Annotated in this window: 18 protein-coding genes and 1 pseudogene; 9 read left to right on the top strand and 10 right to left on the bottom strand. The window is 58.6% G+C overall.

The features are described 5' to 3' along the window. Positions 1-361: 361 nt before the first annotated feature. From ACM110_RS15005 to ACM110_RS14990, 4 genes are all read left to right on the top strand, one after another. The gene (locus ACM110_RS15005; RefSeq protein ID WP_416128373.1) at positions 362-1,066 is read left to right on the top strand and encodes a TIGR02594 family protein; all 705 of its coding nucleotides are present in this window, start codon (positions 362-364) and stop codon (positions 1,064-1,066) included. 354 nt (positions 1,067-1,420) lie between these two features. Continuing rightward, complete coding sequence (locus ACM110_RS15000) at positions 1,421-1,723, top strand: ArsR/SmtB family transcription factor (protein ID WP_217873097.1); 303 nt, start codon at positions 1,421-1,423, stop codon at positions 1,721-1,723. Positions 1,724-1,785: 62 nt separating this feature from the next. Further along, the gene (locus ACM110_RS14995) at positions 1,786-2,760 is read left to right on the top strand and encodes a zinc-dependent alcohol dehydrogenase family protein (RefSeq protein WP_416128372.1); all 975 of its coding nucleotides are present in this window, start codon (positions 1,786-1,788) and stop codon (positions 2,758-2,760) included. Between the two features lie 41 nt (positions 2,761-2,801). Beyond that, positions 2,802-3,137 (top strand): antibiotic biosynthesis monooxygenase family protein, encoded by a 336-nt coding sequence (locus ACM110_RS14990; protein ID WP_416128371.1) that lies wholly within the window; start codon positions 2,802-2,804, stop codon positions 3,135-3,137. A gap of 202 nt (positions 3,138-3,339) precedes the next feature. On the opposite strand, the gene ACM110_RS14985 is transcribed toward ACM110_RS14990, so the two are convergent. Further along, positions 3,340-3,798 carry a metallophosphoesterase family protein gene (locus tag ACM110_RS14985; protein ID WP_416128370.1) on the bottom strand — a complete coding sequence of 153 codons (459 nt, stop codon included), beginning with the start codon at positions 3,796-3,798 and terminating at the stop codon, positions 3,340-3,342. Between the two features lie 36 nt (positions 3,799-3,834). Continuing rightward, a complete protein-coding gene (locus tag ACM110_RS14980; RefSeq protein ID WP_416128369.1) occupies positions 3,835-4,329 on the bottom strand; it encodes a cupin domain-containing protein in 495 nt (164 codons plus the stop codon). A 277-nt stretch (positions 4,330-4,606) separates the two neighbouring features. Here ACM110_RS14980 and ACM110_RS14975 point away from each other — a divergent pair, with 277 nt between their 5' ends. Together ACM110_RS14975 and ACM110_RS14970 are read left to right on the top strand one after the other, a co-directional pair. Continuing rightward, a complete protein-coding gene (locus ACM110_RS14975; RefSeq protein WP_416128368.1) occupies positions 4,607-5,008 on the top strand; it encodes a hypothetical protein in 402 nt (133 codons plus the stop codon). Positions 5,009-5,182: 174 nt separating this feature from the next. Continuing rightward, positions 5,183-6,250, top strand: coding sequence for an NAD(P)/FAD-dependent oxidoreductase (locus tag ACM110_RS14970; RefSeq protein WP_416128367.1), 1,068 nt, complete (start codon positions 5,183-5,185; stop codon positions 6,248-6,250). Between the two features lie 9 nt (positions 6,251-6,259). On the opposite strand, the gene ACM110_RS14965 is transcribed toward ACM110_RS14970, so the two are convergent. From ACM110_RS14965 to ACM110_RS14950, 4 genes and pseudogenes are all read right to left on the bottom strand, one after another. Beyond that, positions 6,260-9,157: an EAL domain-containing protein gene (locus ACM110_RS14965; protein ID WP_416128366.1), complete on the bottom strand. Its 2,898-nt coding sequence runs from the start codon at positions 9,155-9,157 to the stop codon at positions 6,260-6,262. A 199-nt stretch (positions 9,158-9,356) separates the two neighbouring features. Beyond that, positions 9,357-10,001, bottom strand: coding sequence for a response regulator transcription factor (locus ACM110_RS14960; RefSeq protein ID WP_416128365.1), 645 nt, complete (start codon positions 9,999-10,001; stop codon positions 9,357-9,359). A gap of 109 nt (positions 10,002-10,110) precedes the next feature. Continuing rightward, a pseudogene (locus tag ACM110_RS14955) lies at positions 10,111-10,503 on the bottom strand (lecithin retinol acyltransferase family protein); the annotation flags it as partial. 185 nt (positions 10,504-10,688) lie between these two features. Then, the gene (locus ACM110_RS14950; RefSeq protein ID WP_416128364.1) at positions 10,689-16,181 is read right to left on the bottom strand and encodes an AAA family ATPase; all 5,493 of its coding nucleotides are present in this window, start codon (positions 16,179-16,181) and stop codon (positions 10,689-10,691) included. A gap of 281 nt (positions 16,182-16,462) precedes the next feature. Here ACM110_RS14950 and ACM110_RS14945 point away from each other — a divergent pair, with 281 nt between their 5' ends. Further along, positions 16,463-16,855: a response regulator transcription factor gene (locus tag ACM110_RS14945; protein ID WP_416128363.1), complete on the top strand. Its 393-nt coding sequence runs from the start codon at positions 16,463-16,465 to the stop codon at positions 16,853-16,855. A gap of 97 nt (positions 16,856-16,952) precedes the next feature. Here ACM110_RS14945 and ACM110_RS14940 read toward each other — a convergent pair whose 3' ends face one another. Then, complete coding sequence (locus tag ACM110_RS14940) at positions 16,953-17,366, bottom strand: cupin domain-containing protein (RefSeq protein ID WP_416128362.1); 414 nt, start codon at positions 17,364-17,366, stop codon at positions 16,953-16,955. A 43-nt stretch (positions 17,367-17,409) separates the two neighbouring features. Next, positions 17,410-18,162 (bottom strand): SDR family oxidoreductase, encoded by a 753-nt coding sequence (locus ACM110_RS14935; protein WP_416128361.1) that lies wholly within the window; start codon positions 18,160-18,162, stop codon positions 17,410-17,412. Positions 18,163-18,423: 261 nt separating this feature from the next. Between ACM110_RS14935 and ACM110_RS14930 the strand changes: the two genes are divergently transcribed. Further along, positions 18,424-20,010, top strand: coding sequence for a winged helix-turn-helix domain-containing tetratricopeptide repeat protein (locus ACM110_RS14930; RefSeq protein WP_416128522.1), 1,587 nt, complete (start codon positions 18,424-18,426; stop codon positions 20,008-20,010). Positions 20,011-20,032: 22 nt separating this feature from the next. Here ACM110_RS14930 and ACM110_RS14925 read toward each other — a convergent pair whose 3' ends face one another. Beyond that, entirely contained in the window at positions 20,033-21,706 is a 1,674-nt protein-coding gene (locus ACM110_RS14925) for a hypothetical protein (protein WP_416128360.1), read from the bottom strand. Between the two features lie 236 nt (positions 21,707-21,942). Here ACM110_RS14925 and ACM110_RS14920 point away from each other — a divergent pair, with 236 nt between their 5' ends. Continuing rightward, positions 21,943-22,350 (top strand): hypothetical protein, encoded by a 408-nt coding sequence (locus tag ACM110_RS14920; RefSeq protein ID WP_338581792.1) that lies wholly within the window; start codon positions 21,943-21,945, stop codon positions 22,348-22,350. Between the two features lie 67 nt (positions 22,351-22,417). On the opposite strand, the gene ACM110_RS14915 is transcribed toward ACM110_RS14920, so the two are convergent. Continuing rightward, entirely contained in the window at positions 22,418-23,374 is a 957-nt protein-coding gene (locus ACM110_RS14915) for a GlxA family transcriptional regulator (protein ID WP_416128359.1), read from the bottom strand. Positions 23,375-23,476: the final 102 nt, after the last annotated feature.

Raw genomic sequence — 23,476 nt, 5'->3', positions numbered from 1 at the left:
GACCTTGCTAAAGGTGTTTTCTTTATGGCATGCGTAGTTAGGACACATTAGTTGATCTCGACTAGAACGCAAGCGCTGCCACACCAATTGGCCATCATAGTAAAACTGGCATACAACGACTGTACAGGTCGGTGATTGGCAAGGACGTACTGTGCTGAGTTTCAGGAAGGCCAACGAGTTTTTCTTTATTTTATAAATCTAGGCTAATCTTCAAAATGTTGAATTCTAGTACGCCTACTCCTCGAGTACCGCTCTATGTACTTGATTTTTCTGTCGGCGAAATTTAGGTGGGCAAGCTGTTTCAAAATTGATCCTGAATATTTGTTCATAGCAACATTTCTAGCAAATTGAGGAGGTGCGCATGGCCAGCGAACGAATCAGAGCTATTCAGAATGCATTGATTGCGAAAGGTTTTCTCCCAGGAGAAGTAGACGGTATCTGGGGACGTAGAACCATCGCAGCGACCAAGGAGTTCCAAAAAAAGATGGGGCTGGAGGTGGATGGAATCGTAGGTCCTAATACGATAATAGCTTTGTTTGGCGAAAATAAATCCTTGCCTGGGGGGCCGTTGCTTCCATGGTTGTCGGAAGCGCAACAGCTCCTTGGTACTAAAGAGGTGTTAGGCAAGCGTAACAATCCGGTAATTTTAGACTGGGCAGACGATCTGGATATACATTATTCTGGAGACGAAGTGCCTTGGTGTGGTCTATTTGTCGGTCATTGTGTTGCTGCGACAATGGTCGATGAGGTACTGCCTTCCAATCCATTAGGAGCACGTCAGTGGGAAAAATTTGGTGATCCCATCGAGCCGCGTCTCGGAGCGATTATGGTGTTTTGGCGGATATCGAAGACTAGCGGCTTCGGGCATGTGGGCTTCTACACTGGCGAGGATGAAACTGCCTTCCGGATATTAGGAGGTAACCAGTCCGATAAGGTTTGCTTCACTTGGATTAGTAAAGACCGGTTTTTAAAAGCACGATGGCCTAGGACGGCCGCATCTCTAGGTGGAGGACAGGCGATAGTTAAAATGAACCGAGCACAAGATCTTTCTAGTAATGAGGCCTAGTTTTTACCGATCCAATGCCGACTTTTAGTCGAAGATCGATGAAGTCCTGGAAATGGCGGAACAGATGGAAGTCTGATAACCCAATGCGACGGTCGACGCTAGACCGTCGCTATCCGACCCAAGCTGTGTGAAACTGAATCGCCCCTGGTTTGATAGACACCATTGAGCGGCAGCTTCTGGCCGTTTTCTGCCTGTCGCGCCCGACTAAAAACGCCCAAGAACGATCGGTGGAGCCGTCGGCTGGCACCTTCACCTATCGCCATAAAGCCCCCTCTGTAAAACCACCATCCTACGAATCTCGCCCTCCGTCGCTTCACACATTGACATATCGATAAATCTCGATATCCTGCGCTCATGGACCTACTCGAAATATTCAAAGCCCTCTCAAACCCTACACGCCTTCAAATCTTGAAAGGCTTGAAGGACCCCGTTAAGAACTTCCCTCCGCAGGATGAAGGGGACGTTCTCACGGTGGGGGTTTGCGTCAGCAGTATTCAGGAAGGTATCGGGCTGTCGCAGTCAACGGTGTCTGGTTATCTTGCGACGCTGCAACGCGTGGGCCTGGTCGAAGTCAGGCGCATCGGTCAGTGGACCTACTACAAGCGCAATGAAGCGGCCATCAGTGCGCTGGCCGAGATCATAGGGACAGATCTGTAATTTTTTTGCCCCACGATATCGAGATATCTCGATATCCCTTTTTATCGATACGAGGATTTTCAATGAAAGCGATGATGCTTAAATCATTTGGCGGCCCGGAATCGTTCGAACTCTGCGACGTGCCCAAGCCTGTGCCGCGTGCGGGACAAGTCCTGGTGCGGGTACACGCCACCTCCATCAACCCCTTGGATTATCAGGTTCGACGTGGTGACTATGCCGACCTGGTGCCTCTGCCGGCCATTACCGGACACGACGTATCGGGCGTTGTCGAAGAAGTTGGGCTGGGTGTGACGGCCTTCGCTCCGGGTGACGAAGTCTGGTACACCCCGCAAATATTTGACGGGCCAGGAAGTTATGCCGAGTACCACGTTGCGGACGAAAGCATTATCGGGAAGAAGCCACCATCCCTGAGCCATCTTGAGGCGGCAAGCCTGACCTTGGTTGGCGGCACGGTATGGGAAGCACTGATCGAGCGTGCAGCGCTCAGAGTGGGGGAAAGCATTCTGATCCACGGCGGCGCGGGGGGCGTCGGTCATGTAGCCATTCAGGTGGCAAAAGCCATTGGAGCGCGAGTCTTCACGACTGTGCGCGAAGCCAACTTTGAGTTCGCACGAAGCATGGGTGCCGATGTGGTCATCGACTACGAAAAGGAGGATTACGTCGACGCCACCCTCCGCGAAACGGGTGGCCTCGGAGTCGATGTCGTGTTCGACACCATCGGCGGCAACACACTGACGCGTAGCCCCGACGTGCTCGCCCAACTGGGCCGCGTGGTCTCGATTGTGGACATTGCCCAGCCACAAAACCTCGTTCAGGCCTGGGGCAAGAACGCCAGTTATCACTTCGTGTTCACACGACAGAACCGCGGCAAGCTGGATGAGTTGAGCACGTTGATAGCGCGCGGTCAGCTTCGGCCACACGTCGGCGCCGTCTATTCGCTTGCCGATCTTGCGCTCGCCCATGCCCGGTTGGAGAGTCCCAACAACGGCCTTCAAGGAAAAATCGTGATTGCGGTCGAGCCTTCGCTCATCCCGTAAGTGCGTACTTTTAACCGTTCAAGTCATATCAGAGGAACGCCATGATTTATGAAATCGCCCTGCTCCCCGTCCACAAAGAACGCGTTGAAATGTTCAGACGTGCATTTGCCGAGGTCGCGCCTTTGCTCACCCGCGCAAAGGGTTACGGCGGCCACTTGCTTGCGCAAGGGATTGAAACCCCTGAGCGATTCAACCTGATAGTGCGCTGGGCTTCACTTGAGGATCACACGCCGGGCTTCGAAGAGAGTGAAGACCATCGGATGTTCATGATGGGTTTGGAGGAATATTTTTCGGAAGAACCGAGCGTCTACCACATTGAAGGGGCAGCTTTTTTTGCTGGCGATGTCAAAGAGACGAAGGAGGACAGATTTACCTGACTTAGTCCGCAACCCAGCCCGTAGCAGCTGGCGCAGCCTGCGTTCGGCTGCGAAGCAGATGCAAAATCAGGCAGTGCGGTCCTTCAGGATGACTTCACTCTCAGGTTTTACGACTGCTGCGCAGCCGAACGCAGGCTTCGCCAGCTGCTACATCGACTGCGTAGCGGCAGCGCGGTCGGAGGCGGTCTCCATCAGATAACACTCACTCCACCAACGAAACCAACCTCGGCTCAATCGCCCCCTCCTCCACTTCCAGCAACGCCAACGTCACCGGCAATTTGAACCGCCGCGGCCCCGCGCTGCCCGGGTTGAGGAATAGTCGTTCCCCGCGCCACTCAATGCGTGGCTTATGGGAATGTCCGGTAATCACCAGCCTCGTGCCCGCATCAAGCAGCGCGGGCACATCGGCAATGTCATGCACCAGCAAGGTTTGCCAACCGTTGAGGTCGAAACTCAAGTGATCAACGACGAGTTCTGCCCACGGGGCCGTCTGGTCGTTATTCCCGCGCACGACATACAACGGCGCAATCGCCGCCAGTTGTTCAAGGATCTCCGGTTTACCGATGTCGCCTGCGTGAATAATCCGTTCACAACCCTGCAACGCCGCGAAGGCTTCGGGGCGCAGCAGGCCGTGGGTATCGGAGATCACGCCAACTTTCATGCAAGGCTCCAGGCCAGATTCAATATTGAGCGTCTCCTACTTGGACGCATTCCGAGGATCATCATGGCTATCAATGTATTCAAGCCCCAACGGCCCCGTGCCGTAAACCTGTGAGACGTACTCCCCGGATTTCGCCCAGTGAAAGTGCGGCGTATTGGCCGGCAGTATCACGACGCTACCCGGCCCATAAGCAACCAGTTTGTCCGGATCAAAGACCTTGCCAAACCCAATGTAGAAAACGCCGGACATGACGGTATAGATACGATTTTCTGGATGGGTATGGGGCATTAATTTGGTGCCGTTGGGCACTTTGACTCGCACGACATAGGGTGCAGGCTTGCTCGGATCGCCGGCGATTACGGCCAGTTTCACTTCTTTCGGGAACGCGGGAAAGCTGCGCCATTCCACGTCTTCGTTGTGTAAAGCGCCGACTTTATCGAGGGGCAAGGGTTGTGCCTGGGCAAACGGCACGGCTGCACCTGCAACAAGAAGTGCCGCCAAACCAGCCGTTTTGAAAATGCTCTGAATCATGAGAGACACCTTAGCGATGCAGTAGACAAAATCGTCGGGCTGACTCTATTTGTGATCGGCGCTGCTGATAATGACGCGGTGGCGCATTACAGTTGATCCGCAATGTAATCAATGTACTGGCGCAATCCCGGCTCCGCATCATCACGCCTACCAGCGGTGTTCCGCTCGCCCTATCAATGCCGTCGATGTTCACAATCACTTCAATGAAGTTCTCTTAAAAAATCCGCGGCGTAACATCAGCTCCATACCAACCAACAACACCCCGGAGCACACGATCATGAAACGCCAAACCATCCTCAGCATCGCTTTCTCGATCTTCGCAGTTAACGCTTTCGCCGCAACTTCTGCTCAACCTGTCGTCGCTGAAGGCGGCTCGGATCGACTGATTGAAAGCCGTGTGGCTGAAGGTGGTTCGGATCGTCTGATCCAGAATCGTGTGGCTGAAGGCGGTTCTGATCGCCTGATCGAAAACCGCGTCGCTGCCGATGGTTCGGACCGTTTGAAAGGTAACGAAGTGGCTGCTGATGGTTCCGACCGCCTGCAAGGCAACACCGTTGCCGCTGATGGCTCCGATCGTCTGCAAGGCAACACCGTCGCTGCCGATGGCTCCGACCGTCTGCAAGGCAACACTGTCGCCGCTGATGGCTCCGATCGCCTGCAAGGCAACACCGTCGCCTGAACACATCGCGACAACGCAATACCCACAAAAAACCCGGCCCGATCAGCCGGGTTTTTTGTGGGCGTAACAAATGTGCTTTTGGCTCCAGGCAACTGGTTAGTACACCACTCAGTGAAGGTCATTCTGACTCTTGGAATGTAGTACCGTTATCGGCTCAACAGAATGGAGTCTGATATGGGAATTGGCGCAGGCAAACGGGTCATTGTCATCGGCGCTGGCATCGTGGGCGCTTCCTTGGCGTATCACCTGGCTGGCAAAGGTGCGAATGTCACCTTGGTCGAGGCTGAAGACATCGCGTCCGGGGTGACGGGAACCTCATTCGCATGGATCAATGCCTCACACAGCGGACCTGATCCCATTGCGCAATTGCGCGGTGCAGCCATTCAGGAATACCACCGACTCGAAACCGAATTGCCCGACTTGGCGATACGCTGGACAGGTTCTCTGTCCTACAGCGCAAACCTGGATGAAGGGCCCCCGGATATCCAATCATCGGCCAACCTGATATCCCGCTCGCGGATTCTGGGTCTTGAGCCGAACCTCAAGAATCCCCCTCAGCATGCCGTGTATGTCGCCGAAGAAGGCGCCCTCGAGGCAGTGCAGGCAACACAGGTTTTGATCGCGGGTGCTGAAGCGCATGGTGCGAAGGTTCTGACGCATACTCAGGTGGTGGGTTTTACAACCCGTGATGCAGGGGTGACGGGAGTCAAAACGGTAACCGGCATCATCGAGGCCGATATTGTCGTACTGGCCGCAGGGACCGGTATCACACAGCTTACCCAGACGCTGAAAATCCTTCTTCCCATCGAGGCCTCCCCAGCGGTTTTCATCCGCTACAAGACACAATCCAATCTCGTGAACACCATCATTTCCAGCCCCGAAATGGAGGTAAGGCAAGGCCCGGAGGGCACGCTGCTGGCGGCAGAAGATTATTTGGGAGACGCTTGCGAAAACCAACTCATGGCGATCGCGCTGCGCACCGCTCGGGCCATCCAGAACGAACTCCATGGGGTTGTTTCCATCGAGCCGGAAGTGGCTTGCGTCGGACTCAGACCCATGCCTGGCGATGGTATTCCCATCGTCGGCTACCTACCCGATATCGGTGGCGTATACGTTTGCACGATGCACCCTGGCGTCACTCTGGCGGCGGTAGTGGGCCGTCTTGCCAGCGAGGAAATAATCGACAACAAGATATCTCCTGCCCTAGCCCCATGCCGTCCCAAACGTTTTTTCCATACGTAGGAGACGCCATCAGCCACCCATCACCGAACTCGCCAACAACGCCGCCAACCCCATCGGCTTGGCAAAGTAATAACCCTGGGCCTGCCCTGCGCCCATCTCGCGCAGCAGGTCCAGCGTCGCTTGATCCTCGACACCTTCGGCCACCACGCTCAGGTCCAGCGACTCGGCCATGCGCACGATGGCCCGGACGATTGCGCGACTGCGGGCGCTGGTGGTCAGTTCGAGGATGAACGACTTGTCGATTTTCAAGCCGCTGAATTGGTATTGATGCACGTAGCTCAGGGATGAAAACCCTGCGCCGAAGTCATCGAGCACCACCGACATGCCGTTGTCGGCCAGTTGCTGCATGGTCTGCTTGGCAATCGCCGGCTCAGCCACCAGCGCACCTTCGGTCAACTCCAGGCAGATCCGCGACGGCTCGACGCCGTGTTGCGCCAATAACGCCAGCACATCACTGGCGAAGTCCGGACGGGTCATGCTGTAGCTGGAGCAATTGACGTGCACCGCAGGCCAGTTGGCGTGTTGCGGTTGTGCGAGGATCGCGGCGATGCTGGCCAGCATGTACAAGTCCAGTCGGCCGATCAGGCGCAAACCCTCGACATCCGGCAGGAACTCGCCCGGCGCGATCACCCGGCCGTCCGGCGAATGCCAGCGGATCAGCGCTTCGAGTGCTAACAGCTCGCCAGTTTCCACACTGACAATCGGCTGGAAATACGGCAGCAGTTCGTCGGTACGCTTGAGCGCATTGCGCAAGGCCCCTTCCCGCTCGACCTGGTCCGAGACTTCGCGGCGCACTTCCTGGTTGAACACCGCATAGCTGTCGCGCCCGGCACTCTTGACCCGGTACATCGCCGCATCGGCATCGCGCAGCAAATCGGCCGGCTCGTGATGGAACTGGCTGTCGGCGCTGACAACCCCGATGCTGCAAGACGAAAAAACTTCATAGCCATTGATGAAAAACGGCAGGTCGAACGCCGCCAGGATTCGTTCGGCGATTTCGATGACCACGTCCAGCGATGCTTCTGGGGCGAGCACCGAAAACTCGTCGCCGCCCAGGCGCGCCAGCATGTCGGTTTCGCGCAAGCAACCGCGTAAGCGGTGGGCGGCCTGCATCAACAGCAGGTCGCCGAAATGGTGGCCGAGGCTGTCGTTGACCATCTTGAAACGGTCGAGATCGATGAACATCACCGCCAGGTGCCCGCCGTGGCTGCCAAAGCGTGACCAGGCCAGATTGAGCCGCTGTTGCAGGTAGGTGCGATTCGGCAGCCCGGTCAGCGCATCGTGAGTGTTTTCATGCTGCAACTTGGCATTGGCGTGATCGAGTTCACGGGTGCGACTCTGCACCCGGGCTTCTAGCTTGAGGTTGGCGATATGGATCGCTTCGGCGGCGGTACGGCGCGACAACGCGGTGTCGATGTGCCGCGACACGAACGTCAACAGTTCCTGGTCCCGCAGCGTGTACCACACGTGCGAGGTATAGCTTTGCACCGCCAGCACGCCTCGCACCATGTCGCCATCGAACAAGGGAATGCCCAGCCAGGAGAAGGACCGGACCGACTCCTGAGCCAGTTCGATTTCACCGTTTGCAGACAATCGTTCTGCCTCGCCGACGTCAATCAGGCAAGGTCGGCGCTGGCGGATCACGAACTCGGTCAGCCCCCGACGCCCACGCCGCGCTGGCGGGCAGATGGTCTGCCGCTCATCCACGTAATAGGGAAAAGTCACTTCACTGGTCGCGTCGTCGAACAGCGCAATGTAGAAGTTCTGCGCGAACAGCAGATCACCGACGATGCCATGCAAGGTTTGAAATAGCTCAGCCATGTCGCCAGACTGGCTCGACAGTTCGGCAATCTGGAACAGCGCGCTTTGCAGATGCTCGGCGCGCTCGCGGTCCGCCACTTCCTGCCTCAGCGCATCGTTGAGTGCCGAAAGCTCCAGGGTGCGGCGCATCACCATTTGCTCCAGTTCCTCTCGGTGCAGAATCCGGCCCAGCGCCATGGCCACATGGCGCGCCACTACCAGAAACAACGCGCGGTCTTCAGCGCTGTAAATACGCGCAACGTCATAGACCTGCATCGCCAGCATGCCGAACACTTCATCCGAAGCGTTTTTCAACGGCGCGCCCATCCAGAACTCGGGACGATCACCCACGCAATAGAAACGCCCCTCCGCTTGAGCCGCGAGAATACCGGCGGCGTCGATCAGCAGCGGCTGGCCGGTGGTCAACACCTGGCCGGTCAATGACAGGCGCGAAGGGACAAGGTATTCGTAGTTCTCGGACTCCAGCGCATCAACGTCGATGATGTCGACGTAATACGGGTAGTCGATCTTGCCGGTGTGCGGGTCGTACAGCGCCAGATAGAAGTTCTCGGCGTCAATCAGGCTGGCCAGCAACCGGTGAACCCCCACCAGAAACACGGCACGGTCGCGGGTTGAACTGGCCAGGTAGGTGATTTCATACAGCACACGTTGAGTAATCTGCGCACGTGCCAGGGTGTTGGTCTGTAGCTCAACACCCAGGTGCAGGGCAAATTCGGCGAGCGCCGGTTCCGCGGCCTCGTCTTCTGGCGCGAGTAGCCAGCCCAGCACACTTTCGCCCCTACCGGTCGGCCAGCGGTGCAAGCGCCGGGCCCGGCAAAAGGCTTCAAATGCTTCATTGTCGATGTTTAAAGGCCACTGCGTCCGTGGGTCGCCTTGCCCGACGCAATGCATTTGTTCACCTGCGCGGTAAAACACCCACGCGGTGGTATGGCGCCAGATGCGCGCTGAGTCCAGCAATTGTTCGATCGTGCCCGCGCTGCCTACGCAATCCATGCCGACAGTAGCCGGGTAATCTTTATGTTGAAGTGACGCTACTGCGCAATCGGTCGATTGCCGTGGGGAGTCGGTCCGTGTACGAAAACTCATCAGCGCTCCCTGAGCCAGAAACTGGCGATACTCACCGACTGCTAGCAATGTGCCAGTGAGCTTCTCATTTAAAGCTTGTTGTTATTTATTTCAATAATTTTGTTCGCTTGAGTGCCAACTATGAGACGAGCAGCAACTTATAGGCGATTTGTCGTTCCGTGCGCGGCAATCGTCATCGGCGCCAACCAGCCGACGCAGCTTAGTGACTATGCCCAACTCCCAACGCCTCCGCCATGCGCACCAGATCCGCAAAGGACCTGGCGTGCATTTTTTTCATGGCATGGGAGCGGTGAATCTTGATGGTGATTTCGCTGAGGTTCATCTGCCCGGCGATCTGCTTGTTCATCAGGCCTTTGACGGCAAGCGCCATGACCTCTCGCTCACGCGCCGTCAGCGATTGATAGTCGGCATGCAGGTTCGAAGATTGCCGTTCGACTTCCCGTCGCTTGATATCGGTTTGCAGCGCGGTGGACACCGCGTCCAGCAGGTCCTGTTCACGAAACGGCTTCGCCAGAAAGTCCACCGCACCGGCCTTCATCGCCTTGACGGACATCTCGATGTCGCCATGGCCGGTGATGAAAATAATCGGAATGGTCGTGTTGGACTCAACCAGTTGACGCTGGAAATCCAGGCCACTGTTGCCTTGAAGGCGTACATCCAGGACCAGACAACTGGCGCTGTCGGTCTTCGGCTGACGAAGAAATTCCGCGGTGGAGGCGAAGGTTTCGACGCGGATGCCGGCAGAGCGCAAAAGGTTGCTCAGTGCGTCGCGTATGGAGGCATCGTCATCCACCACGAACACGATCGAACCATGGCTTTGCGGCTCACAAGATGGTGCGTTCATGCACGGCACTCTTGAAAAAATGACGGAAAAAAAAGTGTAGCACAGCATCTAAATTTGCCTGGAATGCTCTTAGGGAGCCGCCGTAGCGGCATCGCGGCCCTCGCTGGCGCTAGGCTATGAAGCAGAGTTGCAACGCCGAAATCATCGAGAAGAAACGTCGTGGAGAATGCAGGAGCGCTTCGACCTGGAGGCTGTAACTTTTCCCGCGGGTGCACCAACTGCAAAAGTGTTCGCAATTGTTGGAGAAGATTCTGTAATCCCGTTCGCCCATTCTCGAATACGCGCGACTGACCACTTCATCACTGGAGTATTCGCACTGTTCCTGAAGTATCCAGACCGGCCTGCCATTGGCGAAACCTTCCAGGTCCGTGACCTCGATCGGCCCCGGCTTGATCGAGCCGCTGTATCCGGCGTAGTGGGCGACGCGACCGCCGCCGAGGTGAATGCCGTGATGAACGTAAAACCGGCGCGGACTGATCAGATGCGAGCCAACCGGCGAGTCAGTAAGTGTCTGGCCGACACGTATCCCTGAAAACTTTTCTATCACTTCGGCTATTGAGCTTTTCACGATAAAGATCTCCGCAACCCTTGATGCTTAATGTATCGCTGGGGTTGCGGAGCTTCATTTGTACATCCGATTACTTCATTCGACCCATTGATATGCCCCTCTTAAACCTAAGTATTAAGTCAGGCACTGATAAACAGTTCACCCTCTTGTATAACCGCAAGCGTGAACTGAACCGTGGCACCGCATGGCTGGTTTGCGCCCGCCCACAAACGACCGCCATGGGCCTCGATGATCGAACGACAGATCGACAACCCCAATCCCAGCCCCGTGGGTTTGGTGGTGTAGAACGAGGTGAAAACCTGATCGGTGTTATCCACGAGAAATCCCGGCCCTGAATCGCTGACGCTCACCCGCAGGTAGCCCGCTTCGCCCGGCGCCACGCTGATCTGCAACTGCCGCTCGCCCTGGGCGGTCCCGCTCATGGCCTCAAGCGCATTCATGATCAGGTTGAGCAACACCTGTTGCAGTTCGACACGATCGCCTTCGATGAGGGGCAAACCGTCCATGAGTTGGGTTTGCAATGCGACGCCATTCTTCATGATCTGGCTACGGGTAAATTCGATCATTTCGCCGATCGCGGCGTTGATGTCCACCGGCCCCTTCTGTCGCGGCGCCTTGCGGATGTGCTGACGAATGCGCCCCAGCACGTCCGCTGCACGGTTGGCATCGAGGATGAGCCGACTGAGCACATGACGCACCTCATCGAGCTCGGGTGGCTGGGTGTTCAGCCAGCGCTGGGCGGCATTGGCATTGAGGATGGCGGCGGCAATCGGCTGGTTGACCTCGTGGGCGATCGACGCCACGAGCTGGCCCATGGTCGCGACGCGGTTGGCGTGGGACAACTCGGTCTGCACCTCGCGATAGCGCCGTTCGCTTTCGCGGATTTTTTCTTCCGCCTGTTTGCGCTCGCTCAGGTCCAGCACAAACGCGACACCTTCCTTGCTGTTGGCCTCGAACATGGCCAAGCCGAGGATCACCGGCAGGCGGCTGCCATCCTTCTTGAAATACTCCTTCTCGAAAGGTTGAGCGTGGCCGGTTTGCACCGCCTGCATCATGGAACGCTCACTGAGCTCGCGATACTCCGGCGCCGTCAGCTCGCGCCAGCGCAGGAGGCCCGAGACAAGATCCTCGCGAGTGAAACCCAGCATGTGCAAAAACGCATCATTGGCCTCGACGATATCCCCCTCGGCATTCCACACGACGATCCCGATAATGTTGGCATCCACAAGACGCTGGATCTTCGCTTCGCGCTGCGCGACCTCGCGATACAAACGGGCATTTTCCAGCGAAATGGCAGCCTGTGACGCCACCAGTTTGAGCACAGCGATCCGGTCCGGGCTGAACACCCCGGCGGTCAGATTGTTTTCCAGATAGAGCGCGCCTACCAGCTTGGCCTGGTTCATCAACGGCAGGCAGAGGATCGAACGCGCGCGATGCTGACGGATGTAAGGGTCTGTAGAAAATGCCGCTTCGGTCACGGCATCGTCGAGCACAACGCTCTCGCGGGTGCGCAGGACTTGATAGAGAACCGACTCCGGTAGCACCTGAGAACTGACCGGGATATCGCGCAATTGCGTTGCGTTGTCGCCGGTAGTCACTTGCGCGGCGATCCGGTGTTCCGCGCAGGTCGAGAGAATCAACAAGCCCCGTTCGGCACCGGCCTGCTCGATGGCCGTGAACATGACTGTATCGATCAGTTTTTCCAGAACGATTTCGCCCGACAGGGCCTGGGAGACTTTTAGTACGGTGGCCAGGTCGAGGTGTTCGACCGCCGTGGCCATGGTGGTAGTCGAGCCTAGCGGATGTTCTTCGGTACGCAGCGATGGATACTTCGCGTCGAGCTGCCGAACCTTGCCATCGGCGCCCCAACGCAGGTAGCCATAACGGGCGTCCTGTAAATACACCCGGGCAATCTTGCCCAGGCCACGCGCGGCGTAGAAGCGAGACGCGAGTTCGTTGGCAAGCGCTTCGATCTGGATGAAGCCGCTTTTCTGCGCCATGTCGATGGCTTGTTCGTAAAGCAGCTCTGCCTCAACGACACGCCCTTCAACCCGAGCGATTTCGGCAGCGACCAATGCCGCCCTGCTGGCAAAATTATCTGGACACTGTTGCGCCCAGGTCTGTAATTGCCGGTGACTGTCCATCATGGCGCCCAGGTGCGGACCGTATTCGTCCGCCGAAATGCTGTCACACCAGGCGGCCCGGGCTAATGCGTCATAGAAGTAAAACTCGGCTTCCTCGAAAAACGACTGGCACACCCAAAGTAACTGCTGCGCCTTGGCGGCAGCAGCCATGGCCGCCCCGAGATCGTCGGCCATGTAGCGGGCCTGTAATTTGCGAACCCAGTAAAGACACTCGGCCAGCACCAGATCCGGGTTGCTGGATAAGTGGGCTTCGGTGTCGGGCTCGTTCAACTCGCCGTCGTCGAGACGCCCAAAAGTGGTCGTCAGGCCTCGGAGCATGCGGATCAGTGCCAGTTGGGTGTTGATGAAGTCGACGACCAGCCCGAAGCGCACCGTCTTTGCGTAATCGAGGCCGCGTTCGGCTTCGATTTGCACGTCGGGTAACACCTCGCCGGCAAATAGCAGGTCAGCCGTCAGATTGTTGCCCGCGTAAGCGCCGTATGGCAGGTCGCCGATGCGGTTCGCCGCCGCAAACGAACGGCGCAGCAGCTCGCGACATTCGACCACGGGCCTCATCCAGCGCACAGCAAAACACGAGAAACACAGGTAGGTACTGGCCTCGAATCGCGTAAGCCCACGTCGTTCAATGAGTTCGCAGCCGAGCTGACCGAAGCGGAACCCCACCTGGTAGTCACCAAAACGCCGGCCCGCGACCCTGAATAAATTGGCGTAAAGCACGCAGGAGGCATCGCAGTTGCCCCACTCGAGGCTGAGACTGATCGCCTTGCAGATCGACAGGCACGACAGATTGAAATCAGTCTGCAAGGCTGGCGCGAAAAGCTTGCCCAGCGCGTTGACGGTTACCAGTGATGTCGCATCCTTCATCAGCGGTAGATCGATGAGATCTTCGATGGCTCGATCCCCTAGCAACGAGCCGATTTGTTCATATTCGCGGCGCACTTCATCGTCATTCGGATGGGCTGACCACTCGATGCCCACGTGTCGCAAATAGTCGAGGCAAACGGCGACCGCGCCATCGCTGCGATCGAGCAGCAGGTAAACGTCCATTTGCAGACAGGCGACGTCGGCGCGTTCGATCGTGGTCGCGGCGCGTTTGGACAGTGCCGTCAGGCGCTCGTCCGCGACCGATAGCTGCCCGGTCAGGAATTCGCATTCGGCCCGGTTCAACTCCAGTGCGAACATCAGCTCATGGCGATGCGCCCAGCCGTCTTCATCCAATAGCTGCGCACCGGTGCTGAGATAGTTGAGCGCGGAAGCGTAAGCCGTTGACGACTTGGCGCGCTGGCCGGCCATCAGGTTGAACCCGGCCAGTTGCACCCGCTCGCTCTGCTTGGTGAGCAGCGCGGCACCGCGATTGAGCTGGCCGACGATTTCAAAGATCGCCGTTTCCAGGTCTGCCGAAGATGTCTGCGCTGCCAGCAGCCGGCCGATGCGCAGATGAGCCTGGGCGCGGAAATCCTTGGGGATCAGTGAGTACGCGGCCTCATGGATGCGGTCATGGACAAAGCCATACGCGCCATCCAGCCGCTCGACCAGTTCCTGGCGAATCGCCTCCCACAACACCGTGCGGACTTGCGCCTTGGGCATGCCCATGGCGGTTGAAAGCGCAGTGATAGTCGCAACGTTTCCCAGACAGGCAAGTTGCTGCAATGCCTGCTGAGTCTCGGCCGACAAGCGAGTCAGTTTGTCGACCATCAGGTCGACGATGTTGTCGGTGTAGCCCTTGGCATGGATGCGATCCGGGTCCCAGCACCATCGGCGTGCATCGTGATCGAACGTCAGCAGTTGCTCCTCGGCGAGCGCGTGCAGGAACTGAATCACAAAAAATGGATTGCCCGCTGTCTTGTCCAGCACCAACTGCGCCAGCGGTTCGATATGCGCAATCTCGTCATGCAGCGCCTCGGCGATCAACTGCTCGATGTGCGCCTTGGCCAGGGGTGCCAGCGTGACTTCATCGACCTTGCCGCCCGCAGTGCGAATGGCCTTGAGTTTGCTCGACAGCGGGTGCGTGACATCCACTTCGTTGCTGCGATAGGCGCCCACCAGCATCAGGTGGCGCATGTCCGGGCTGGTCAGCAGATCCTCCAGCAGGTCGAGCGTTGCCGCGTCGAGCCACTGCAAATCGTCGAGAAACAAGGCCAGCGGATGCTCGGCCCGGGCAAAGACACCGATAAAGCGCCGGAACACCAGAAGGAAACGCCGTTGAGCCTGCTGCGGGTCAAGGGCCGGAACCGCTGGTGGTTCGCCGATGATGAGTTTGAGTTCCGGAATGAGGTCGGTCATCAGCCGCGCATTGGCATCCAGCGCCTGCTGCAACGCGTCACGCCAGTGCGCCAGCTCCGTGTCGTTCTTGCCGAGCAGCGTGCGCACAAGGCTTTGAAAAGCCTGGACCAGCGTCGAATAGGGAATGTCACGCCGGTATTGATCGAACTTGCCGGAGGCGAAGATTCCGCGCGGCGGCACCAGCACTTTGTGCAGTTCATTGACCACCGACGACTTGCCTATACCGGAATAACCGGTGACCAACACCAGCTCCGGTGCACCGTTTTCCACGATTCGCCCGAAGGCGGCCACCAGCGTTTCGACCTCGCGCTCGCGCCCGTAGAGTTTCTCGGGCACCAGCAGCCGATCGGAAGTGCCGTGCTCACTCAGCGTAAAGTCGTTGATCCGGCCCAGGTTCTGCCAATCCGCCAGGCATCGGCGCAGGTCATGCTCTACCCCCGCAGCCGTCTGATAGCGCTCCTCGGCGGTTTTGGCCAATAGTTTCATGACAATGTCGGAGAGCGCTTCGGGAATGGTTTCGACCCGTGAATTCGGTGGTTGCGGCTTTTTCGCGATATGGCAATGCACCCACTCTATGGGGTCGGTTGCGGTAAAGGGCAGCGAGCCGGTCAGCATCTGATACAGGGTGACGCCGAAGGAATAGAGATCGCTGCGTGAATCGACCGAGCGGTTCATCCGGCCGGTCTGCTCGGGTGCCATGTAGGCGAGCGTGCCGGCGATGGTCTCCGGCGCCTGTCGTTCGCGCAGCAGCCGTGAGGCCAGGCCGAATCCGGTCAGCCGCGCCTGTCCGTCAGCGCAGTTCACCAGGATATGACTGGGCTTGATGTCTTTATGGACAAGTCCACGTTGGTGGAGCTTGCCCAGGACCACCGCGACGCTGATGGCGTGATGCAGAAAAGCGCTGATTTCCATGGGCGCCACCAGCCACTGCACGAGCGGTTCGCCACCGGGATCTTCGAGCACCAACTGCATCTGCCCACCTTCACGCACCATCTCAAGCGGTCGAACCGCCCAGCTGCCGTCCAGTTCGTCCTTCAGTGCAAATTCGTGGGTGAGACGGCCAAGGCAGGCCGGAAGCGGCTGTGCGACAGCAGGTCGCGCCACCAGCACACTGCAGTCACTGCCCGCGCCCGAGCGTACTTCCCGGCAGAAGATACGCTCACCATCGTCCCATAATATCTGCATGCTGTTATCCATCGGAGAGGGATCAAAAGTCGTGTCTTGTCTGCCGTTAGCCGTCAGGTCGGCCATCCGAAACGGTCGCGACGTTTCAGATTAGCTCCTTATCGCCACACGCCAAGTGAACATCATCGCGACGTGTACGATTGAGCACCGCCCACGATGTCATTGAACGGCCTGCGCTACATCAACACTTAGATCTTAGCGACCTATACATAGATATACTTTTCCCACCTTGAAGACCGCGTATCTTGTAGGTACAACCGGCGTAGTCACGAGCCCATCACATGACGCAATCCCCCCAGACCCGCAGCGCAACAATTATTGCAATTGTCGATGATGACGATTCCGTTCGCGGTGCCCTGAATAGTCTGGTGCGGTCCGGCGGTTATAAAACCCGGACCTATTGCAGCGCCCTGGAGTTTCTCGACGCTAACGCTTCCACCGAAACCCATTGCCTGATTTCCGATATCCAGATGCCGGGCATGAGCGGTGTCGAGATGTTTGAACAGCTCGTCGCGGCGGGCTTTCACATTCCCACGATATTCATCACCGCCTATCCTGCTGCCGCTCCCCCTCTGGGCGCTCATTCCCCGGAGTTGGTTGCCTGTCTGCCAAAACCCTGCGACGGCGACAGGTTGCTGAACTGCATTGAAGCCGCACTGCTCCAGCGCCACTGATCCGAATCCCTCTCTGCGTTACCTGTTTTGCAGCTCTCCAGCAGCCACTGGGCGGCAGTCACCTGCCACCCGGCTGTTGAGCTTCGATGAGTCCGGCTCACTTTTTGAGAGGAGTCACCAGCGGCATGTCATCGCTGTCGACGACGAACACCGCCAACAAGCGTGCTGGTTGACTGTCGCTGGCGTTGGCGCTGACCTCGTGCACGGAGCCCGGCTCCTCCACGAAGTTTTCGCCGACGTGGTAGACCTTTTCCGGCTCGCCTTTGATTTTGATGCGAAACGAACCTTCCAGGACCGTTGCATAGATGAAGGCCGTTTTCGGATGGGTGTGCGCCGGCGACGCGGCGCCGGGCCCATACTCGACGACCACGCCTTTCATGCTCTTGCCAGGAATATTGGGAATAGGACGGTCGAATACCACCGTCACCTTGCCGGGAGGCGGCTCAGCGGCCGTCGCCGCGCCGATCGAAAGCACTGCGAAAACAGCGGCCAACAGGATGCGAGTAACCATGGCATTTGCTCCTACGTGGGTGGGGATGTGATGGGGCGAATTGTCAGCGGTTCGCCGACAGGGCAAACCAGTCTTCGAAGCGGATCGCGCCCAGACGCGCGCTCTTGCCGGCGGTCAGCGATTGGTCGTCGAGCACGGCGCCGAAGTAGCGGGCGTTCACGTCCGGCACGACTTTGCGGTTATCCCCGGTTGCCTGCATAAAGCGCCTGACCAGTTCGTCGATCGGCAGGGCTTCGGGACCGGCGACTTCGACCGTGCCATTGACCGGCGCAGCCAGCACGACATCGGCGAGCGCCGCCACCACGTCGTCGGAAGCTATCGGCTGGATCAGCGCCGGCGAAGCGCGAACCTCCTCACCGACGGTGAACGACTGGACAATGCCCCCGACAAATTCGAAGAACTGTGTGGCACGCAACAGGGTGTAAGGAATGCCGGATGCCTTGATGATGTTTTCCTGCGCGACTTTGGCCCGGAAGTAACCGTTTTCAGGCAGACGCTCGGTCCCGACAATCGACAGGGCAACGTGATGGCGAACCCCGGCAGCGGCTTCGGCAGCCAGCAGGTTGCGGCTCGCCGTTTCGAAGAAATCGAGGACGGCCTGGTCCTCCCACGACGGCGCGTTGGCTACATCGACCACCACATCAGCGCCATCCATCGCTTCGGCGAGGCCTTCGCGGGTGATGCTGTTCACGCCCGTGCTGGGGCTGGCGGCGAACGCGTCATGGCCGCGCCCGCGCAAGGTGTTCACAAGTTTCGATCCAATGAGGCCGGAGCCTCCGATTACGACAATCTTCATGGGTTTTCTCCACTTGTCGACGGCAATCATTGCGTCGGTGTGAAGCAAGATTGCCTGCACGCGCGCGGCGAGTCCTTGCGCCGGACTTGGGTTTGCCTTGGCGAACGCTTGGATTTACGTCCAAAGAAATTCTTGATCGTCCAGCCGCCATTGCCGCTGACGGTGCAGCGGCGTTCGACCTGCCGTATCATCAGCGTCAGTTACCAATCGCCAGTCGCCTGGGACACGGAGTTGAGGGCGCTTCGTCAGGGGATGCTCACTTTGCAATTCGCATTTGATGACTTCGTGCTCGATCAGGATCGCCGGGAGCTGACTTTGCGCGGGCAAGTCGTGGCCGTCGGCCCGCAGGTCTTCGATCTGTTGCTGCTGTTCGTCAGCAACCCCGATCGCGTGGTCAGCAAGGACGACTTGCTCGAGGCCGTCTGGAGCGGCCGGATCGTCTCCGAATCAACGATCACCAGCCACATCAATGCGGTGCGCAAGGCCGTCGGTGATACCGGCGAAGAACAGCGTCTGGTGCGCACGGTCGCCCGCAAGGGTTACCGCTTTGTCGGGCAAGTCAATGTGGAAAATAACGGGCAACAGCGCCAGCCCGACCTCAACGAACACGCGATGTCTTCCAGGCAAACGCCCTCCTCTGCGCTGGTTCTTCCGGACAAGCCCTCGATTACCGTTTTGCCCTTCCACAACCTCAGTGGTGATCCGGAACAGGAGTATTTCGCCGACGGCGTGGTGGAGGACATCATCGCCGCCCTGTCGCGCATCCGTTGGCTGTTCGTCATTGCGCGCAATTCGAGCTTCACGTTCAAGGGCCGGGCTGTGGACGCCAGAGGCGTTGGCCAGGAATTGGGCGTTCGTTACGTGCTGGAAGGCAGCGTGCGAAAGTGCGGGAACAAGGTGCGCATCACCGGGCAATTGATCGACGCAACGAACGGCATGCACATCTGGGCGGAGCGTTTCGAAGGCCTGCTCGACGATATCTTCGAGCTGCAGGACCAGATCGCCGAAAGCGTGGTGGGCGCCATCGCGCCGCAACTCGAACGGGCAGAAATCGAACGCGCCAAACGCAAACCGACGGACAGTCTCGACGCCTACGATTATTACCTGCGTGGCATGGCCAAATTGCACAGCGGCAATCGGGAAGCCATCGAGGAAGCGCTGCCGATGTTCTACACGGCCATCGAACTCGATGCGGAATTTGCCTCGGCCCACGGCATGGCCGCCTGGTGTCACTTCTGGCGCAAGCTCAATGGCTGGATGATCGATCGACCTGCCGAGATCGCTGAGGGAATTCGGCTGGCACGCCTGGCGGTGACGCTTGGCCGCGATGATGCGGTCGCATTGACGCGCGGCGGGCATGCACTGAGCCACCTCGCCGGCGAGGTCGACGGCGGCATTGCCCTGCTCGACCGGGCGCGCCTGCTCAACCCCAACTTCGCGCCCGCCTGGTTCCTCGGCGGCATCTTGCGCGCGCTGCACGGTGAAACGGACGCGGCCATCAAGGACTTGAACCATGCCGTTCGCTTGAGTCCGCTGGACCCGGAAATGTTCAGGATGCAGATCGGCATGGCGCTGGCGCACTTTTTCGCCGGACACTTTGATGCCGCTACGGATTGGGCGGAAAAGGCGCTGGGAAATCTACCCAGCCTGCTGCCCCCGGTGGCGCTGGTGGCGGCCTGTCATGCACTCAGCGGGCGCATGGATAAAGCGAAAGTGGCGATGCAGCGCCTGCACGAACTGGATCCCTCTTTGCGCATTTCCAACTTGAAAGACTGGCTGCCGATCCAGCGTCCCGAAGACTTCGCCCGGTTTGCCGATGGGCTGCGGTTGGCGGGGTTGCCGGAGTAAGCGCGGCTGGCTGGTCCCTGGGCTACTGGCAACAACGCTTTTCGGTCCGGCAAAAACACGACGCCTTGATCTCCACATCCGCCCGCGCCATGGCCAGGTTGAGCCGCACCTGCGCAGCCGCCGCTTCGGCATCGCGGCCAAGTCGTTTCAGACATTCCACATAGCCGTGCAAGCTCCATACATTATCCAAATGCCACGACGCGCGGCTGAGGGTGTTGTCCAGGCCGAGGTCGGCGCTGTAGGCGTGCAACGCTTCTTCGACTCTGCCCTGCTCCAGCAGCAGCGCACCGAGTGCGTGGCGCACCGGTTGCATCCAGCCCCAGGGTTCGTCGTAGGGCAAGTGGTCGTCCAGTGATTGCGCTTCGCGCAGGTGGGCGAAGGCTTCGTCGAAGTTGCCTTTGCGGTATTCGATTTCACCGCGCAGCATGCCGGCGGCCACGGCGAGGATGTCGTTGCATTGGTTGTTGAACAGGTAGCGCGTGCCCGGCACCCGAGCCCACGCTTCGAGAAACAGATGATGCTCGGTTTCGGCGGAGTCAACTTGGCCGCAAGCCGCATGGGCCACGCCTTTGGCGTAGTGCAACATGGCGGTGGTCACGCAGTACAGCGCTTGGTCATCCGGTAGCGGTGTGGCGAGGATGTCTTGCCATTTGCCGAAGCGGATCTGCACGTGGACCTTCATCGACACGAAGCTTTCCAGCCAGTCGGCCATGGGCGGTTGATCGACGCGCAGCAGTTCTTCCTTGATGGTTTCGCTCAGTTGCTCGGCAGCTTCCAGGGCCGGTTGGTATTGGCCGAGGAACATCGCCGAGTAGAGTTTGAAGTGGTAATTGTGGCTGCGGTACAGCGTGTAGAAGTTGATTGGCCCTTCCTGTGCCAGGTATTGGCTGTCGGCCTGGATCGCCCGGTGATTGGTGATCATGGCGCCACGGTAGTCGCCGCAGAGCACGTCGATGTGCGACGGCATGTGGCGCAAGTGCCCGGCGTCCGGCACCAGGTCGCGCAGGACATCGCCGGAGCGTAATGCCCGCTCCGGGTACGGCGACATTTCCATGGTGTGAACATACATGTGCAGCACGCCGGGGTGCGGCGCGTCGCCGTTTTGCTCCATGCGTTGCAACGCTCGTTCGAGCACGACCACCGTTTCAACGGTGTCGGCACCCACTGCCGGTTCGCCGGTTTTCAGATCCCATAACTGCCACGGCGTGCGGTCGATCAGCGCTTCGGCGAACAGCGCCACCACGTCGGGGTCATCGGGGAAGGACTGGTAAACATCGCGCATGGCCGCCGCGTAGGCATCGTTCCAGCTGAAGAGTTCGTCAACGCTGTTGGTCTGTTCGGCCTGATAGCGTTGCGGAAGCGCGCGGATCAACGCCTGCTCCACCGGCGTTGCGCCGTCGAGATGCACCAGCGCGATTTGCGTCGCCAGTCGGGCCCGGGCCACGGCTTCCTTCAGCTCTTGTTCGATGAAGGCGTCCCAGCGTTTGTTGTAGTTGGGACCCGAGGCGTAGGCGATGCCCCAGTAGGCCATCGCGCAATTGCGATCGTGTTCGAGGGCTTTCTGGAAACAGCGGATGGATTCGTCGTGGTTGTAGCCGTAGCACCACAGCAGGCCACGATCGAACCAGAGCTGGGCTTGCGGCGAACTCGTTGTCACCGGGCGACTGTAGGCGCCCAAATCGTAGTAGTCGTGCATCGGTTTATCCTCTCGATCAGAGCATGAAACCTGCGAAGAACCAGCATACCCCCGCGCTACTGGCCGGGCCGTGCAGCCGACGACAGGCTACGCCGCATCATCACGCCCACAAGGGGTATGTCGTTTACCCTATCAATGTTGTCGATGTTCACCATCACTTCAATGAAGTTCTCTTAAAAAATCCACCGCGTAACATCTGCTCCATACCAACCCATTACACCCCGGAGCACACGATCATGAAACGCCAAACCATCCTCAGCATCGCTTTCTCGCTTTTCGCAGTTAACGCTTTCGCCGCAACTTCTGCTCAACCTGTGGTCGCTGAAGGCGGCTCGGATCGACTGATCGAAAGTCGTGTGGCTGAAGGTGGTTCGGATCGTCTGATTCAGAATCGTGTCGCTGAAGGTGGTTCGGATCGCCTGCTGGAAAAGCGTAACGCCGTAGCGGCTGATGGTTCGGATCGTTTGAAAGGTAATGAAGTGGCTGCCGATGGCTCGGATCGTCTGCAAGGCAACACCGTAGCGGCCGATGGCTCGGATCGCCTGAAAGGTAACGAAGTGGCCGCCGATGGCTCCGACCGTCTGCTGCGCAACCTTGTCGCTGAAGGCGGTGCCGATCGCCTGATCAAGTACCGCGCTGCATAACACCTTGCTTCACCGCTTCACCCGCAAAAAGCCCGGCCTGATCAGCCGGGCTTTTTCGTGTTCGACATCATGCGACCGCTTGAAACTTCTTGCGGTACGCCGCCGGCAACAATCCCACACGCTGACGGAAAAGCCTGCGGAACGAGTTACCGTCTTCGTATCCCACCGCGTAAGTGATGCTGTCCAGGGTCATGCGGGTGGATTCCAGCAGCTGCTTGGCTTTCTCCAGACGCAGGGTTTGCAGGTAGGTAATTGGCGTGTAGCCCGTCGCGTCCTTGAAGCGCCGCTTGAAGTTGCGCACGCCGAAACCGAATTGCTGGGCAATGTCATCGATCAGCAACGGCTGGTCAAAATGAGCCTCAAGCCAGTTTTGCGCCCGCAGCACTTCACCATCGCCATGGTTTTTCGGCAATGACCACATCACATACACCGACTGCTCGCTGCGCACCGAGTCGACCAGCAGATACTTGCCGCACTTCTGCGCCAGTTCCAGTGAAGCAAAGCGACGCACCAGATGCAGCAGCAGGTCCATGGCGGCACTCGCGCCGCCGCTGGTGATCACGCGCTGGTCTTCGCAGATGATCTGCGTTTCCTCAAGACACGCCGCGCTGTAGCGGCGACGAAAGAGGTCGGCAAACGCCCAGTGCGTGGTGCTGCGAACGCCATCCAGCAACCCCGCTTCGCCCAACATGAAGGCCGCCGTGCACATCGACGCCACCACCGCGCCCTGCGCGTGTTGTTGACGCAGCCATGGGCCATACGCGGCGAAGGTCGGCAAGGCGTCTTTCAGGGTGAAAAGGAATCCGGGGATCAGCACCAGATCGGTTCGCGGGATCTCGGCGATGGACCGGTCTGCGCGTAACGTCTGGCCTCCCCACGCGGCGACTTGCGCACCTTCCAGCGATGCACTCACCACCTCGAACGGTGAATCGTCGGCGAACAGGTTCGCGGCGCTGAGCACTTCCAGGGCCAGGGTCGCGCTGGCGGCGGAACATTGATCGGCCAGAAGCAAGGTGATGTGCATAAAAACCCCTGTTGCGCTTTTCGCATGGAAAAAGTCATTTGCGCACCTACCTTAGCCGATTCCCGACGCCTAAAGTGCAGCCATCACTTAATCATCGGCGTA

Origin of the sequence: Pseudomonas sp. NFX98 (assembly GCF_047784845.1) — a bacterium.
Lineage (GTDB): Bacteria > Pseudomonadota > Gammaproteobacteria > Pseudomonadales > Pseudomonadaceae > Aquipseudomonas.
Note: the sequence above shows the minus strand (reverse complement) of the source record. Positions and strands in the feature narration are given on the sequence as shown.